At 71.0% G+C, this 13,888-nt stretch carries 13 protein-coding genes; 6 read left to right on the forward strand and 7 right to left on the reverse strand.

Annotated elements, in window-relative coordinates; translation table 11 throughout:
* Positions 1 to 40: 40 nt before the first annotated feature.
* From greA to VGD32_RS12840, 3 genes are read left to right on the forward strand one after another with little or no spacing between them, the layout of a single operon-like run.
* Positions 41 to 514 carry a transcription elongation factor GreA gene (greA, locus tag VGD32_RS12830; protein WP_331032273.1) on the forward strand — a complete coding sequence of 158 codons (474 nt, stop codon included), beginning with the start codon at positions 41 to 43 and terminating at the stop codon, positions 512 to 514.
* 4 nt (positions 515 to 518) lie between these two features.
* Complete coding sequence (locus VGD32_RS12835) at positions 519 to 938, forward strand: VOC family protein (RefSeq protein ID WP_331032274.1); 420 nt, start codon at positions 519 to 521, stop codon at positions 936 to 938.
* Positions 935 to 1,927 (forward strand): mitochondrial fission ELM1 family protein, encoded by a 993-nt coding sequence (locus VGD32_RS12840; RefSeq protein WP_331032275.1) that lies wholly within the window; start codon positions 935 to 937, stop codon positions 1,925 to 1,927. Before VGD32_RS12835 ends, VGD32_RS12840 begins: the two co-directional genes overlap by 4 nt.
* Here the strand turns inward: VGD32_RS12840 and VGD32_RS12845 are convergent.
* Positions 1,924 to 3,096 (reverse strand): hypothetical protein, encoded by a 1,173-nt coding sequence (locus VGD32_RS12845; protein WP_331032276.1) that lies wholly within the window; start codon positions 3,094 to 3,096, stop codon positions 1,924 to 1,926. The two genes, VGD32_RS12840 and VGD32_RS12845, sit on opposite strands and share 4 nt — an antisense overlap.
* A gap of 82 nt (positions 3,097 to 3,178) precedes the next feature.
* On the reverse strand, positions 3,179 to 3,463 hold the full coding sequence (locus VGD32_RS12850) for a hypothetical protein (protein WP_331032277.1): 285 nt from the start codon (positions 3,461 to 3,463) through the stop codon (positions 3,179 to 3,181).
* A 78-nt stretch (positions 3,464 to 3,541) separates the two neighbouring features.
* On the opposite strand from VGD32_RS12850, the gene trxB reads away from it, so the two are divergent.
* Entirely contained in the window at positions 3,542 to 4,549 is a 1,008-nt protein-coding gene (gene trxB / locus VGD32_RS12855) for a thioredoxin-disulfide reductase (RefSeq protein ID WP_331032278.1), read from the forward strand.
* Between the two features lie 19 nt (positions 4,550 to 4,568).
* Here trxB and VGD32_RS12860 read toward each other — a convergent pair whose 3' ends face one another.
* From VGD32_RS12860 to VGD32_RS12870, 3 genes are all read right to left on the reverse strand, one after another.
* Positions 4,569 to 4,976, reverse strand: coding sequence for a response regulator (locus VGD32_RS12860; RefSeq protein WP_331032279.1), 408 nt, complete (start codon positions 4,974 to 4,976; stop codon positions 4,569 to 4,571).
* Between the two features lie 80 nt (positions 4,977 to 5,056).
* Complete coding sequence (locus VGD32_RS12865; protein WP_331032280.1) at positions 5,057 to 6,133, reverse strand: sensor histidine kinase; 1,077 nt, start codon at positions 6,131 to 6,133, stop codon at positions 5,057 to 5,059.
* An 82-nt stretch (positions 6,134 to 6,215) separates the two neighbouring features.
* Positions 6,216 to 7,406, reverse strand: a complete 1,191-nt coding sequence (locus VGD32_RS12870) for a cell wall hydrolase (protein WP_331032281.1) — start codon at positions 7,404 to 7,406, stop codon at positions 6,216 to 6,218.
* Positions 7,407 to 7,671: 265 nt separating this feature from the next.
* Between VGD32_RS12870 and VGD32_RS12875 the strand changes: the two genes are divergently transcribed.
* Positions 7,672 to 11,670 carry a PAS domain S-box protein gene (locus tag VGD32_RS12875; protein ID WP_331032282.1) on the forward strand — a complete coding sequence of 1,333 codons (3,999 nt, stop codon included), beginning with the start codon at positions 7,672 to 7,674 and terminating at the stop codon, positions 11,668 to 11,670.
* Between the two features lie 21 nt (positions 11,671 to 11,691).
* Here the strand turns inward: VGD32_RS12875 and VGD32_RS12880 are convergent, their stop codons facing one another.
* Together VGD32_RS12880 and VGD32_RS12885 are read right to left on the reverse strand one after the other, a co-directional pair.
* Positions 11,692 to 12,054, reverse strand: a complete 363-nt coding sequence (locus VGD32_RS12880; RefSeq protein WP_331032283.1) for a DUF6481 family protein — start codon at positions 12,052 to 12,054, stop codon at positions 11,692 to 11,694.
* A 160-nt stretch (positions 12,055 to 12,214) separates the two neighbouring features.
* The gene (locus tag VGD32_RS12885; protein ID WP_331032284.1) at positions 12,215 to 12,400 is read right to left on the reverse strand and encodes a hypothetical protein; all 186 of its coding nucleotides are present in this window, start codon (positions 12,398 to 12,400) and stop codon (positions 12,215 to 12,217) included.
* Positions 12,401 to 12,844: 444 nt separating this feature from the next.
* On the opposite strand from VGD32_RS12885, the gene VGD32_RS12890 reads away from it, so the two are divergent.
* Positions 12,845 to 13,888: cell wall hydrolase (locus VGD32_RS12890; RefSeq protein WP_331032285.1), on the forward strand; the 1,044-nt coding region annotated here is incomplete at its 3' end.

A 13,888-nucleotide genomic window follows, 5' to 3' on the forward strand; every position in this document is an offset into this window, starting at 1 on the left:
GTAAGTCTGTCAGTCGGGCTAGCCAAGAAACTCACGACATATGGAAAAAGTGCCGATGACGGCCGAGGGCTACCGTGCCCTCGACGATCAGTTGAAGCAATTGAAGTCGGTCGAGAGGCCGAGCGTCATCGCGGCCATTTCGGAGGCGCGCGAACACGGCGACCTGTCCGAAAACGCCGAGTATCACGCCGCCAAGGAACGGCAGGGCTGGATCGAGGGCCAGATCGCCGAGATCGAGGACAAGATCAGCCGCGCCCAGATCATCGACGTCTCCAAGCTGAGCGGCAACCAGGTGAAGTTCGGCGCCACGGTCACCGTGGTCGACGAGGACACCGAGGAAGAGGGCCGCTACCAGATCGTCGGCGAGCACGAGGCCGATGTGAAGGCGGGCAAGATCTCGGTCACCTCGCCGATCGCGCGCTCGATGATCTCCAAGGAGGTCGGCGACGTGGTCGAGGTCAACACGCCCGGCGGCGTCAAGGCCTACGAGATTCTCAAGGTCGAGTGGAAATAGCGGGATGGCCGACGCTTCCGGAACGCGCCCGCCTCTGGTGTCGCACGTTTCGGTCGGCGTCACGGACGTCCATCGCGCGGGACTGTTCTACGACGCGGTGCTGGCCACGGTCGGCGCGCGCCGGATCATGGAGCACGGCGCGGGCATCGGCTACGGCCGGACCTTCCCCGAATTCTGGGCGGCGCAGCCCCACGATGGCAGGCGGGCGGCCGCCGGCAACGGAACCCACGTCTGCTTCAATGCGCCCGACGCGGCGGCGGTGGCGGCGTTTCACGCGGCGGGCCTGACCGCGGGCGGGTTCGACGACGGCGCGCCCGGCCCCCGGCCTGAGTATGCGCCCGGCTATTACGCCGCCTTCCTGCGCGATCCTGACGGCAACAAGGTCGAGGCCATGTGCTGGATCGCGAGCTCCGACCGGGCGTGACTGCGCCCCTGACCATCCAGGTCGTCTCGGACGGCCGCGCCGGCATCGAGAACCAGGCTCTGGGTCTGGCCGAGGCCGTGCAGCGGCTGACCCCGGCTGAGATCCTCGTCAAACGCATCCGCTGGCGGTCGGCGTTCGACAAGCTGCCGTCGGCGCTGAAGGCGCCGTGGATGCTTGACCCGTCGTCCGACCCGGTCTTCCCCGCCGAGGGCGAACCCTGGCCGGACCTGTGGATCGCCACCGGCCGGGCTGCGCTGCCCCTGTCGGCGGCCGTGCGCGCGCGCTCGGGCGGCCGGACCTTCGTGGTCCAGACCCAGGACCCGCGCTGGAAGACGGACGCCTACGATCTGGTCGTGGCCCCGGCCCACGACAACGTCGCCGGTCCCAATGTCCTGTCGATCACCGGCTCGCCGCACCGGGTTACGAGGACCCGGCTGGCCGAAGGCGCGACGGCGTTCGGGGCGGCGCTGTCTCCCCTGCCCCGCCCGCGCGTTGCGGCGCTGGTCGGCGGCCGGTCCATGGCGTTCGACCTGACCGAAGGACACGCCGCGGAACTGGCCGACCGGATCGCCGACGCCGTCTCTGCAGCCGGCGGATCGCTGATGCTGACCTTCTCGCGCCGCACGCCCGGACCGGCGAGGCAGGTGATGACCGCGCGGCTGGCCGGCCTGCCGGGGATGATCTGGGACGGGACGGGCCCGAACCCCTATTTCGCCTTCCTGCACTACGCCGACCATGTGCTGGTCACCGAGGACAGCGCCAACATGGCGGCCGAGGCGGCCTCGACGGGCCGGCCGGTGCACATCCTGCCGATGATCCCCCTGAAGCCCGGCGGCAAATTCGCCCGTCTGCACGCCGACCTGCGCGAACGCGGCGCGGCGCGGCCGTTCGACGGAACCCTGCAGGCCTGGTCCTATGAACCGCTCAGCGAGACGGATCGGGCGGCGGAGGCCGTGCTGCTGGCCCGCGAAGCCCGGCGCGCGGGCTAGTCTTCGCGCTGGTAAGGCTGGAATTCGCAGCCGACGCTGCGCACGAGCGCATAGATCACCTCGGGATCCTCGACCCCCGGCTCCGCGGCGAAGGCGACGCCGTCGTACTCCGAGAAGAACACCACCTCGTTGAAGCCGAGCACTCTCGGCAGTCCGTATTTGACGTATTCCCGGCCCTCGACGCGTACCGACCGGCCTTCAAGGTACCAGGGACGGTCGCTCGCCTCGGTCGCGTTGACGTCCGCCGGCGCCGCTTCGCGCCCCTCGACCATCAGAACGGAATCGGCGCCGTCGGACTTGCCGTACATCGAGCGCAGGGCGTGGGAGCCCCGGAAGTAGACGCAGGCCCTGATCTCGCGCAGTCCTGCGAACCGTGAGGACGTCGCCGGCCCGGCCGCCCCGGTCCCGGCCCCGCCGCCGGCCAGGCTGAGCCGATAGGACCCCGTCTCCCAGGCGCCCAGGCTGTTGGCCCGGATCGAATAGATTCCGTCACGCGGCAGGGTGACGTCCACGAGCGAGTCCGTGCCGCCGGCGCTGTCGTCGTCGGTCGCGAGCGCCTCGCCGGCGCAATAGGCGCCGGGGAAGACCGCCAGATAGGTGTCGAAGTCGGACGAGCGCATCTCGACCGCCGCCCGCTGACCGGTGCGGCCCGGGAAGGCGAAACAGTCGTAGAAACTGTCGTCCTCCACCATAAGGTCGCCGGCGGCGAGTTCGCCCCGCACCGACTGACCGAAGGCGATGGGGACGCCTTCCCGGAGCGGGGGTTCGGCGCCCAGTTCCACCAGGGTGAGCGCGTACGCACCGGTCTCGCCGGCCGACAGGCTGTTGGCGCGCACCGACCAGACGCGTCCGTCGCCGGTGAAGTCTATGCGGGAGTCGGTGCCGCCCGCTCCGTCGTCGTCGGAATCGCTGTCGCTCCAGACGCATTTCGCGCCGGATCCCACGGCCATGTAGGCGTCGAAGGCTCCGGAACGCATCTCCACCCGGTACCGCTGTCCCGCGCGGGTCTGTATCGCGTGGCAGTCGTAGAAGCTGCCGTCGTCCAGCCGCGCATCGGACGTCGACAACTCTCCCCGCAGGACGCCTCCGGGCGTCAGCGCCGACTGCGCCTGCGCCGACCCGGCCGCGATCACGGCGGCGGCGAGGACGCCAAACTGCATTGCTTCCATCTCGACACCCTCCACCCGGTCGGTCGAGGGGAGTGGAAATGGCGGGCTCCGTCAAGCGGTCCGGCGCCGCAACCGCAAGGGCTCAGTCGCCGCCGCCGCCGTCCGAACCACCCCCGTCCGGACCACCCCCGTCCGGACCACCGTCGTCGGCGTGGCGCCCGTCGCCGTCGGTCGAGGCGTAGCCGCCGGCCGATCCGTCCCCCCTGCGCCGCCGCTTGCCGCGCTCGTCCATGGCGATGCCGAGGGCGATGCCGATGGCGACGCCGAGCCCGATGCCGATCGCCAGATTGTCCATGGCCACGCCGATGGCGGTCCCGACGGCGATGCCCAGGGCGATGCCGACGCCCAGATGGCTGCGTCCTTCCACGGGATTCCTCCTGCCGCGGCTGTGAATGGAAATGAGCCTACCATCGCATCGTCGGGAATCAGCGCCTAAATAGACGCCATGAGCACCCCCCGCACCGTCCGCGTCGCCATCATCGGGTCCGGCCCCGCCGGCTGGACCGCCGCCATCTACGCCGCGCGCGCGATGCTGAGCCCGGTGGTCATCGCCGGCCTGCAGCCCGGCGGCCAGCTGACCATCACCACCGACGTCGAGAACTATCCCGGCTTCGCCGACGTGATCCAGGGCCCGTGGCTGATGGAGCAGATGCGCGCCCAGGCCGAGCACGTCGGGACCGAGGTGATCGAGGACATCGTGGTCAAGGCCGACCTGTCGCAGCGGCCGTTCCGGCTGACGCTCGACAGCGGGACCGAGCTTCTGGCCGAGACGGTGATCATCTCGACGGGCGCCCAGGCCAAATGGCTGGGGATCGAGAGCGAGGCGAAATACCAGGGCTTCGGCGTCTCGGCCTGCGCCACCTGCGACGGCTTCTTCTACCGCGGCAAGGACGTCATCGTAGTCGGCGGCGGCAACACCGCGGTCGAGGAGGCGCTGTTCCTGACCAATTTCGCATCCAGGGTCACCGTCGTGCACCGCCGCGACGAGTTCCGCGCCGAACGCATCCTGCAGGACCGGCTGTTCGCCCATCCGAAGATCGAGGTCATCTGGGACTCGGCCGTCGACGAGATCCTCGGGACCAGCGAGAACGGCGGCGTCAACGTCACCGGCGCGCGGCTGAAGAACGTCAAGACCGGCGAAACCCGCGAGGTCGCCGCCGACGGAGTGTTCATCGCCATCGGCCACGCACCGTCGTCGGAACTGTTCGCGGGACAGTTGGAGACCAAGCAGGGCGGCTATCTGGTGGTCAAGCCCGGCACGGCGGCGACGGCCATCGAAGGGGTCTGGGCAGCCGGCGACGTCACCGACGACGTCTACCGCCAGGCCGTCACGGCGGCCGGCATGGGCTGTATGGCGGCGCTGGAGGCGGTGCGCTTCCTCGCCGAGCAGGACCACAAGGCCCAGGGCCATCCCATCTCGCACAAGGAAGCCGAGAAGATCGGCGTCTGGTGACGCCGGCGCGGCGGGCGGTTCAGCCGAACAGCTGCAGATCCGGCGGCGCGTACAGCACGGGTCGTCCCGCCCGGCGGCGCAGGGCGTAGTCGACCGCGGTCTGCACGGCGCGTTCGTCGGTCGGCTTGGACAGCACGCCGATCGTGCCGGCGACGCCGTCGCGGACCATGCCGGGATTGGCCGTCATGAACAGCACCGAGACGCCGAGATCCTGGCCCAGTTCTCGGCCCAGCGCCACGCCGGTCGGCCCATCCGACAGATGGATGTCCACCAGCGCCAGATCGACATCGGTCTCGCGCACGACCTGCCGCGCGGTCGCCGCGTCGGCGGCGGTTGCCACCACCTCATGCCCGAGGTCCTCCAGCACGAAGCGAAGTTCCATGGCCACGAGGGCCTCGTCTTCGATGATCAGGATGCGGGCGGTCATGGCGGTCGGTCGTGGGGCGGTCTGGCTGGCCCCCAGTCTGCGGGGGCGATGGTGAGCGTCTGGTTAGCGAACGGGTTCCGTCATGCGACGTTTTGCGCGGCGCGGCGGCGGGACAGGGCGGTGGCGGGAAGGTCTGCGATCACCTGCAAACCCGGCGTCAGCCATCTACGTTCCAGACGGCCGCCCAGTTGCCCCTCGACGGACAGGGTCGCGAGCGAGGAGCCGAAGCCCGCCTGCGTCGGCGGGCTCTCCACCGGCGGGCCGCCCGTCTCGGTCCAGGTCAGGATGAACCGCTCGCCCATCCTCCGGGTGTCCAGCGTCACCTCGCCGTCCTCGCGCGACAGGGCTCCGTATTTGGCGGCGTTGGTGGCGAGTTCGTGGAACAGCAGGGCCACCGAGGTCGCGGCCTGGTCGTCGAAGGTGGCGTCCTCGCCGGTGAGGGTCACGCGCGGCGCGCCGTTCAGCCGGCTGTAGGCCTTGAACAGGTCGGCGAGGAAGGCATGCAGCGTCATCGAGCCGACCGTCGGCTGCGAGTTCTCGGTGTGCGGCCGGACGAATTCGTGCGCGCGGGCGAGCGCATTGATGCGGGTGCGCACCGCCGTGGCGAAGGCCTTGGCCTCCGGGTGCTGGCGGGCCGACAGGGCGATCAGGGCCGAGACCACCGCGAAGATGTTCTTGATCCGGTGGCTGAGCTCCTGGCTGAGCAGTTCCTTGGCCTGATCGGAGCGCTTCAGGTCGTCGATGTCGGTGCAGGTGCCGAACCAGCGCGTGATCTCGCCGGCCTCGTTGCGGATCGGCCGCGCCCGTCCCAGCGTCCAGCGGTAGACGCCGTCGTGGCGGCGGAGGCGGTACTCGATCTCATAGGGGTCGCCGGTTTCGAGGCTGCGCCGCCAGGTCGCCCAGGCCCGTTCCTGATCCTCCGGGTGGAACATCCCGTTCCAGCCCTCGCCATCGGTCGAGCCTTCGGGCACCCCGGTGAACTCGTACCAGCGGGCGTTGTAATAGTCGTGGAAGCCGTCCGGCAGGGTCGACCAGACCATCTGCGGCATGGAGTCCGCGATGGCCCGGAATTTGGCCTCGCTCTCGGCCAGGGCCTGGACGGTTTCGGCCAGTTTGCGTTCGACGGTCGTGTCGCCGTTGGGGTCGGAATAGGTCACGGAGCCTCGGTCACGGCGCGTCGTCGCACTCGGGGACAGCATCAATGCATGAGGCCCCACAAGCGTTGCAACGGAATTGGCGTCAGGCGCCGGGGCGGCCCACTTCCTCGACCTCCATCACCGTCACACCCGCTGGCGGCGGCGTGGCGGCCGCGGCGGGAGCGGGTCGGGCCGGGGCCTCGAAGGCGGCGAGACGCTGGTTGATCTCGGCGATCTGGTCGCGGGTCGGCTGTTGCCGGCCGCCCAGCGAGACGACGCCGACCGTGCGGGTCTGGCCGTCGATGACAACCGTGCGGGTGGCCGCCTCGCCGTTGGCGGCGGCCTCGGCCAGCGCGGCCTCGGCCTCGGTCGCGGAGGCGATCTGCAGGCGGGGACGGGCGAACCGGGCCTCGTCGATACGCGGCTCCCGGCCGGAGTAGGCCTGACGGAACGCGGCCGGCTCGCCGTAGACGCCCTTCCAGCGATAGAAGATGTGCGCCCCGATCTGGGTCAGCTTGTTCAGCGTCGGCGCCCACCACGGGTGGACATAGTTGGCGTGGTAGTGGGTCGCGGTGCCGACCTTGACCGCGACATGGCCGGCCAGGGCGCGCTCGGCGACGCGGGCGGCGCGGTTCCATGCCCAGGCGACGGGCGCCTGGCCCAGGGAGCCGTCGCAGGTGAAGCTGAACTGGCAGCCGGTGACCCGTTCGGCCCCCTCGAACACCACGCCGCAGACGGAGTTGGCGTAGTTGGGGTCCCGCACCCGGTTCAGCACGACCTGGGCCACGGCCTCCTGGCCTTCGGTCGGCTCCAGCGCCGCCTCGTAATAGATGGCCTGGGTGAGACAGCGCAGCGCCCGCCGGCGGTCCTCGGCCGTGGCCGGCTTGAAGTCGAACGGCCGCGCGGGCCGCAGCAGGCCGGAGACGGGAGTGGCGGCGTTCAGCTTCTGCGCCTCCAGCCCCGAAACGCCGAAGTCGAGCGAGGGCTTGCCGCCCAGCGACAGGCTCTCCCAGCCGGGCGTGAGACCGTATAGCGCGGGCTGGCGCCCCGTGGGGTCGTGGCGGATGGCGACGGCGAGCTGGGACGGGCTCATGCGCGCGGCGATCGCGGCCAGGCCGCTGTCAGTCAGGTCGCCCTGGGTCACGCGGCGCACGGCCTCGGCGCGACGGTCGATCTCGGGGCGGACGGTCGAGCTGGCGGCCATGGCCACGCCGATGGCGGCCAGGGCGGCGGGCGCGGCTGCAGCGAGCCTGCGCGTCCGCTTCAGTATCGATGTCCAGTCGACCCTGGCCAAATCCAGCTCCTGTTCGGCGGTCCCGCCGGACCGGCATGGATAACCTTCAAGCGAGGCGGTTTTCAGGCCGAAAATCGCCGCTCGGTCAAGGTTCGACGTGCCGGAAGCGAGCGTCGCCCACGGATTTCCGGCAGGCGAATTCAAACGCCACGCTTGCCGGAACGCAAAGCGCGCCAATACGTTGCGGCTAGTCGCGTACGCGCGAGCGGGGGCTGATTTGGGCGCGGTCGGGGTGCTTCGGCGGATTCTGGATATCGATGCGGGCGTGACGCGCCTCGCCCGCGTGCGCGCGCGCCCGTGGTGGATGTCGGTGCTGATCGGCATCGGCTGCACCGCGGGCATGCTGCTGATCCGCTGGGCGCTGTCGCCTTTGTATACCGACGTGGCCGGATTCATGATCCTGCTGCCCGCCGTGATCGTGGCGGCGCTTGCGGGGGGTCGCATCGCGGGCGCCGTGGCGGTGTTCGCCTGCCTGTTCGGCGGCTGGCTGGTCGTCGGGCTGAGCGCCCTGGGCGCCGGCGTCGACACCCGCCTGGGCGTGATCGCTACGACCAACTTCATCGTCGTGGGGATGTTCAGCACCTTCGTCGCCGCTTCGCTGCGAAAGGTTCTGGGGCGGCTGGACGCCTCGATCGACGCCCTGCGCCTGTCGGCGGACCGGGTCAGCGAGAGCGAGGGCCGTCTCCTGCTCATCAGCGAACAGGCGCCCGTCATGCTGTGGATGAGCGACGAGGCGGGCCGCTGCGTGCACCTCAATCACGCCCTCAGGGAATTCTGGGGCGTGACCGACTATGCGACGGGCTTCGACTTCACCTCGCTGATGCATGAGGACGACCGCGAGCGGGTTGCGGCGGCGACCCGCGCGGCCATGGAACAGGCCAAACCCCTCGAGCTGGAGGCGCGCTATCGACGGGCCGACGGGGCATGGCGAACCCTCCACACCCGCGCCCGGCCGCGCATCGACGGCGAGGGACGCAATCTCGGCATGATCGGCGTCAACATCGACGTCACCGAGGCCCGGGCCGCCGAGACCGCCCTGCGCGAGCGGGAGGCCCAGCTGCAGGCCATGGTCGACCAGGCGTCCGCCGGCATCGCCAGGGTCGGCCTCGACGGGAGCATTCTGAGCGCCAACGCCCGCTACGCCGAAATCATCGGCGTTCCCCACGATCAGGTCGTCGGGCTGAGCACCGAGGCGGTGAGCCACCCCGACGACGTGGAGCCTACGCGCCGCGCCCTCGACGAGGCCCTCAGCGAGGGCGGCGCGCAGCTTGAGAAGCGCTATCTCCGGCCGGACGGCTCGACCGTCTGGGTCGTCATCAGCATCCGCGCCCTGAAAGGGCCGGGCGGCGAGGTCGAAGGCTTCATCGCCGTGGTGGTGGACATCTCGGGCGCCAAGGCGGCCGAGGCCGCGCTGCGCGAGAGCGAGGCGCGCTTCCGCCTGATGGCCGACACCGCGCCCTCGCCCGTGTGGCTGACCAACGCCGAGGGCGAGGTCGAGTTCGTCAACGCCGCCCTTGTCGCCTTCTACGGCCAGCCTGCGGACGGAATCCTCGGCCACGTGTGGCGCGACGCGATCCATCCCGATGACGTCGACGGCGTCAACGCCGTCCAGGCGCGGCATCGCCCGAAACACCGGCCCTACGGCTTCGAGGCCCGCTTCCGCCGCGCCGACGGGGCCTGGCGGTGGATGCGGATCGCGGTCAATCCGCGCTTCGACGCCGACGGAATCTTCCGGGGCTACGTCGGCATGTCGTTCGACGTCACGGATACGCGCGAGGCGATCGAGCTGATCGCGCGGCAGGAACGGCGCCAGTCCTTCCTGCTGGCCCTGACCGACGCACTGCGCGACCTGACGACGCCCGACGCCATCATGACCGAGGTGGAGCGCGCCCTCGGCTCGGAGCTGAAGGCCCAGCGCGTCGGCTACGGAGAGGTCGACCAGGAACGGCAAACGGTGTCGATGAGCCGCGACTGGACGGCGGGGGCGGTCAGCGCCCACGGCCAGTTCTCGCTCGAGGACTTCGGCGCCGGCCTGATCTCCGAACTGGCCGCGGGGAACGCGATCCGCATCGCCGACGTCCGGGAGGACCCGCGCACCCAAGGCGCCCTGGAGCTTTTCGAGCGGCTCAACACCCGGTCGCTGATGCGGGCGCCGCTGATCCGCGCCGGACGGCTGCGCGCCTTCCTGTACGTGCACGACTCCAGCGTCAGGAACTGGACCGACGACGAGCTGGAGCTGCTGCAGGAGGTCGCCGGACGCACCTGGACCGAGATCGAACGCACCCGGGCCGAGGCCGAGGTCCGGGAGAGCGAGGAGCGATTCCGCGCCATCGCCGACACGGCGCCGGTGCTGATCTGGGTGACGCAGCAGGACCGCACCCGCGCCTTCGTCAACCAGGCCTACGTCGCCTACCACGGCGGCACATACGAGGAAGCGCGGCTGCTGGACTGGCGCGCCATCGTCCACCCGGACGACCAGGAGCGCGTCCTCGAGGAGTCGCTCGCCGGCGAAGCCACCGGCCAGCCGTTCTCGATGGAGGCCCGCTACCGCCGCCACGACGGCGAGTACCGCTGGCTGAAATCCTTCTCGCGCCCGCGGTTCGGCCCGACGGGCGAGGTCGTCGGCTTCGTCGGCGTGGCCTTCGACGTCACCGACATCCGCGAGGCCCAGGCGCGACTCCAGGAATCTGAGACCCGCTTCCGCACCGTCGCCGACAGCGCCCCGGCGCTGATCTGGATGAGCGACCCGGCCGCCGGCCTGACCTTCGTGAACCGCCGTTTCCGGACCTTCTTCGGGATCGAGTCCGACGACGCGGTCGAGGACGCCTGGGGACGGCTGGTTCATCCGGACGATCTCGCCGGATTCAACGCCGCCTATCAGCGGGCGTTCGCCAATCGTGACCGGTTCGAGGGCCTGGTGCGGGTGAACCATCCGATGCTGGGCCTGCGCTGGCTGCGTTGCGAGGGCGTGCCGCGCTTCGACGGCGCCGGGCAGTTCCAGGGCTACGTCGGGGCCAACGTCGACGTGACCGAGGCCAAGCGCGCCGAGGACGACCTCAAACGCATCAACGAACTGCTTGAGGAGCGGGTCGGCGAGGCGCTGGCCGAGAAGGCCAAGGCGGAGGCGGACCTGATGCACGCCCAGCGCATGGAGGCGGTCGGGCGTCTGACCGGCGGGGTGGCGCACGACTTCAACAACCTGCTGACCGTGGTGATCGGCGCCCTGGACATGATGCTGCGGGCGCCCGACGACGCCGCGCGCCAGAAGAAGCTCGGCGAGGCCGCCCTGTCCGCGGCCCGGCGCGGCGAGCGCCTGACCCACCAGCTGCTGGCCTTCTCGCGGCGCCAGGCGCTGCGGCCCGAGCCCACCGACCTGAACGGCCTGATCCGCGAGAGCGAGCCCCTGCTCCGCCGGGCGCTGGGCGAGGCGATCGACTTCAGGCTGAAGCTGCGCCGCGGCGGCTCCCGCGTCAGCGTCGATCCGGCCCAGTTCGAGGCCGCCCTGCTGAACCTGGTGGTCAACGCCCGCGACGCCCTGGGCGACCGCGGCAAGGTCACGGTGCAGACCCTCAGCTGCCCGGTCGGCCCCGGCGAGATCGCCGAACTGGCCCCCGGCGACTATGTCTGCGTCACCGTCTCGGACAACGGCTCGGGCATGTCGCCGGAGGTGATGGAACGGGTGTTCGAGCCCTTCTTCACCACCAAGCCGGTCGGCAAGGGCACGGGGCTGGGGCTGAGCCAGGTCTATGGCTTCGCGCGGCAGAGCGGCGGCGGCGTGCGCGTGACCTCAAGCGAGGGCCGCGGCACCGAGGTTCGTCTCTATCTGCCGCCGTTGACCGCGGCCGAGGTCGCCGAGCCCCCGGCCCCGACGGCTGAAGCCGGGGCCATGACGGCCGGACGCCGCCTGCTTCTGGTGGAGGACGACCCCGGCGTGGCGGCGGTCGCCCAGGAGCTTCTGGAAGGGCTGGGCCTCGAGGTCCGCGCCGCCGAAAGCGGTCCCCAGGCGCTGGAGCTGCTCCGCGACGAGCGGTTCGACATCATGCTCACCGACGTGGTCATGCCCGGCGGCATGACCGGCATCGAACTGGCGCGAGAGTGCGCCCGCACCTGGCCGGACATGCGGATCGTGCTGACGTCCGGCTATGCCGGCGACGACGTCGACGCGGCCCTGTCGGACGCGCCCTGGCCGTTCGTCCGCAAGCCCTATTCGGGACAGCAGCTGGCGGCGGTGCTCGGCGACCTTCCGGCGGTCAGCCCGGGCTGAGGCCGGGACCGACCGCGCCGGTCAGCGCTGGCGCGCCTTGCGGGCGGCGTAGCGGGCGTCGCGGGCCGCCTTCTGCTCTTCCTTGGTGAGCTGCTTGCGCTCCTTGCGGGCGGCGCGCTTCTCGGCCTCAATGGCCTCCTGGGCCTCGCGCTCGGCGGCCAGCCGCGCGGCCTCGGCCTCGGCCTTCTGGCGACGGATCTCGGCCTTCTCCAGCTCACGCTGCTGGCGCAGGGCCTCCTTCTCCGCGGCGCGCTTCTCCTGCAGCTTCTCGAACTCGGGGTCGGGCGCGGCGGGCTTGGGCTTGAAGCGGGCGAGCAGGGCCTTCTTGGCCTCCTGCTGGGCGGTGAGGCGGTCGGTGAAGCCGGTTTGTTTCAGATCTCTCATGCGAGCGGTCGTCGATGTCCTTGATTGTTTGTCGGGTGCGCAAACGGCGCGGGCGAGCGGCGCTCAGCCAACGCCGGGTGGGCTAAGCCCATATGGGGGCGGAAATCAAGGTTGCGAGGCGGAGAACCGGCCTCCGCCCGCAATCGGCGCCGGACCTGTGTCAGTTCGGCTTCTCGGCCTGACCGACCGCGGCGCCGGCCGCGCCGCCCACGGCCGCGCCGACCGGACCGGCGACCACGGCGCCGGCGATCGCGCCGGTGGCGGCCTTCTGTTCGATGGTGTGGCCGCAGGCCGAGACGCCGGCGACGGCGAGGCTGGCGGCGAGGACCAGGGCGGTTCTTTTCATGGCGGGCTCCTGTGCTGTCCAGCCAGAACGCCGCCACGGTCAAGGTGTTCCGGCGCGCGGCTTCCAAGATGGCGCCGCCGCCCGCGGCGTCACGAAGACAATAATTTGCCCGCGCGGCAATCATCGGGGGGCCCCGCTAAGCCTGCGCCCGGTTGTCTGTGGGTCATCCTATACAGTATTCCGTATGGTCACTTGCGATCTCGACCGACATTTCCGGTTGGTTAACTGCCCGATACCGGGGCTCAGCCCGCCTATGCTGCCCGCTCCGCCAATCTTGCGAATCAACCACAATGCCGCCATAAACGGCTGGCTTAAGGCGCGTCCCGACGATCCGGCCCGTTCGCCGACCGTCGATCCACCGCAGCCGGGCCGCGACCGACGCGTCGCCCCGACCGCGAGACTACCCGGGGGCGGCGCTGCGCCCTGCTGAACAGGATCGAGCCCTTGCCCAAGCCCTCGCATTCGCGTGCGACCTCCCCTGCCGACCGCAAGGCCGTGATCCGGCCCGGCGCGGCGGCGGCGACGTTCGGCGCGATGGTGGGGCTGGCGATCGGCTGCGCCTATCTGGGCGGCGCGGCGGCGAAGGCGACGACGGTGCGGGCCCAGGCGGTGCGTATCGAGAGCGCGACCGCCGCCGGCTTCACCGAGGAGGCCCTGGCGGCCGCCGCGGGCGGACTGGACGAAAGCGCCCTGGCCATCGCCCGGCGCCACGATCCCTACACCGTGGCCGGCTCGGCCCAGCGTGACCGGCAGGCCGAACTGCTGACCGCCCGGCTGGAGCAGCTGCGCAGCCAGTCCGGCGACGGCGGTCTGCGCCGGGTCAGCCTGACCGGCCCGCACGCGGCCCAGCCCTTCCGGCTCGGCGGCGCGCTGGACGCCTCGCGCGATCTCGAATGCCTGACCCAGGCCGTCTATTACGAAGCCCGGGGCGAGGGCCGCGACGGCATGAAGGCCGTGGCCCAGGTGGTGCTGAACCGGGTTCGCCACCCCGCCTTCCCCAAGAGCGTCTGCAGCGTGGTCTTCCAGGGCGCCGGGCGCCGGACCGGCTGCCAGTTCAGCTTCACCTGCGACGGATCGATGCGCGGCCGGGTCAACCGCGCCGCCTGGAACCGCGCCCGCGACATCGCCTCCAGCGCCCTGTCGGGCGGAGTCTACGCCGGCGTCGGCAACGCCACCCACTTCCACACCACCGGCGTCTCGCCGCAGTGGCGTCACTCGCTGGTTCGCGTCAGCCAGGTCGGCGACCATCTGTTCTATCGCTTCGGCGGCCGCTCGGGCTCCGGCGCCGCCTTCTCGTACGCCGCCCGGCCCTCGACCGACGCCGACGCGCCGCGCCTGATCCAGGCCAGCCTCGACCCGACCGGCACGGTCCGCGACGCCGGCGCCATCGCCTACAATCTGCTGCTGGCCCAGGAAGGCCGCGAGGCGCCGGCCCCGGCCGAGCGCGCGCCGGCCCAGGCGGCCGCGCCCGCCCCGACGGTGCAGGTC

Origin of the sequence: Brevundimonas sp. (assembly GCF_036402095.1) — a bacterium.
Lineage (GTDB): Bacteria > Pseudomonadota > Alphaproteobacteria > Caulobacterales > Caulobacteraceae > Brevundimonas.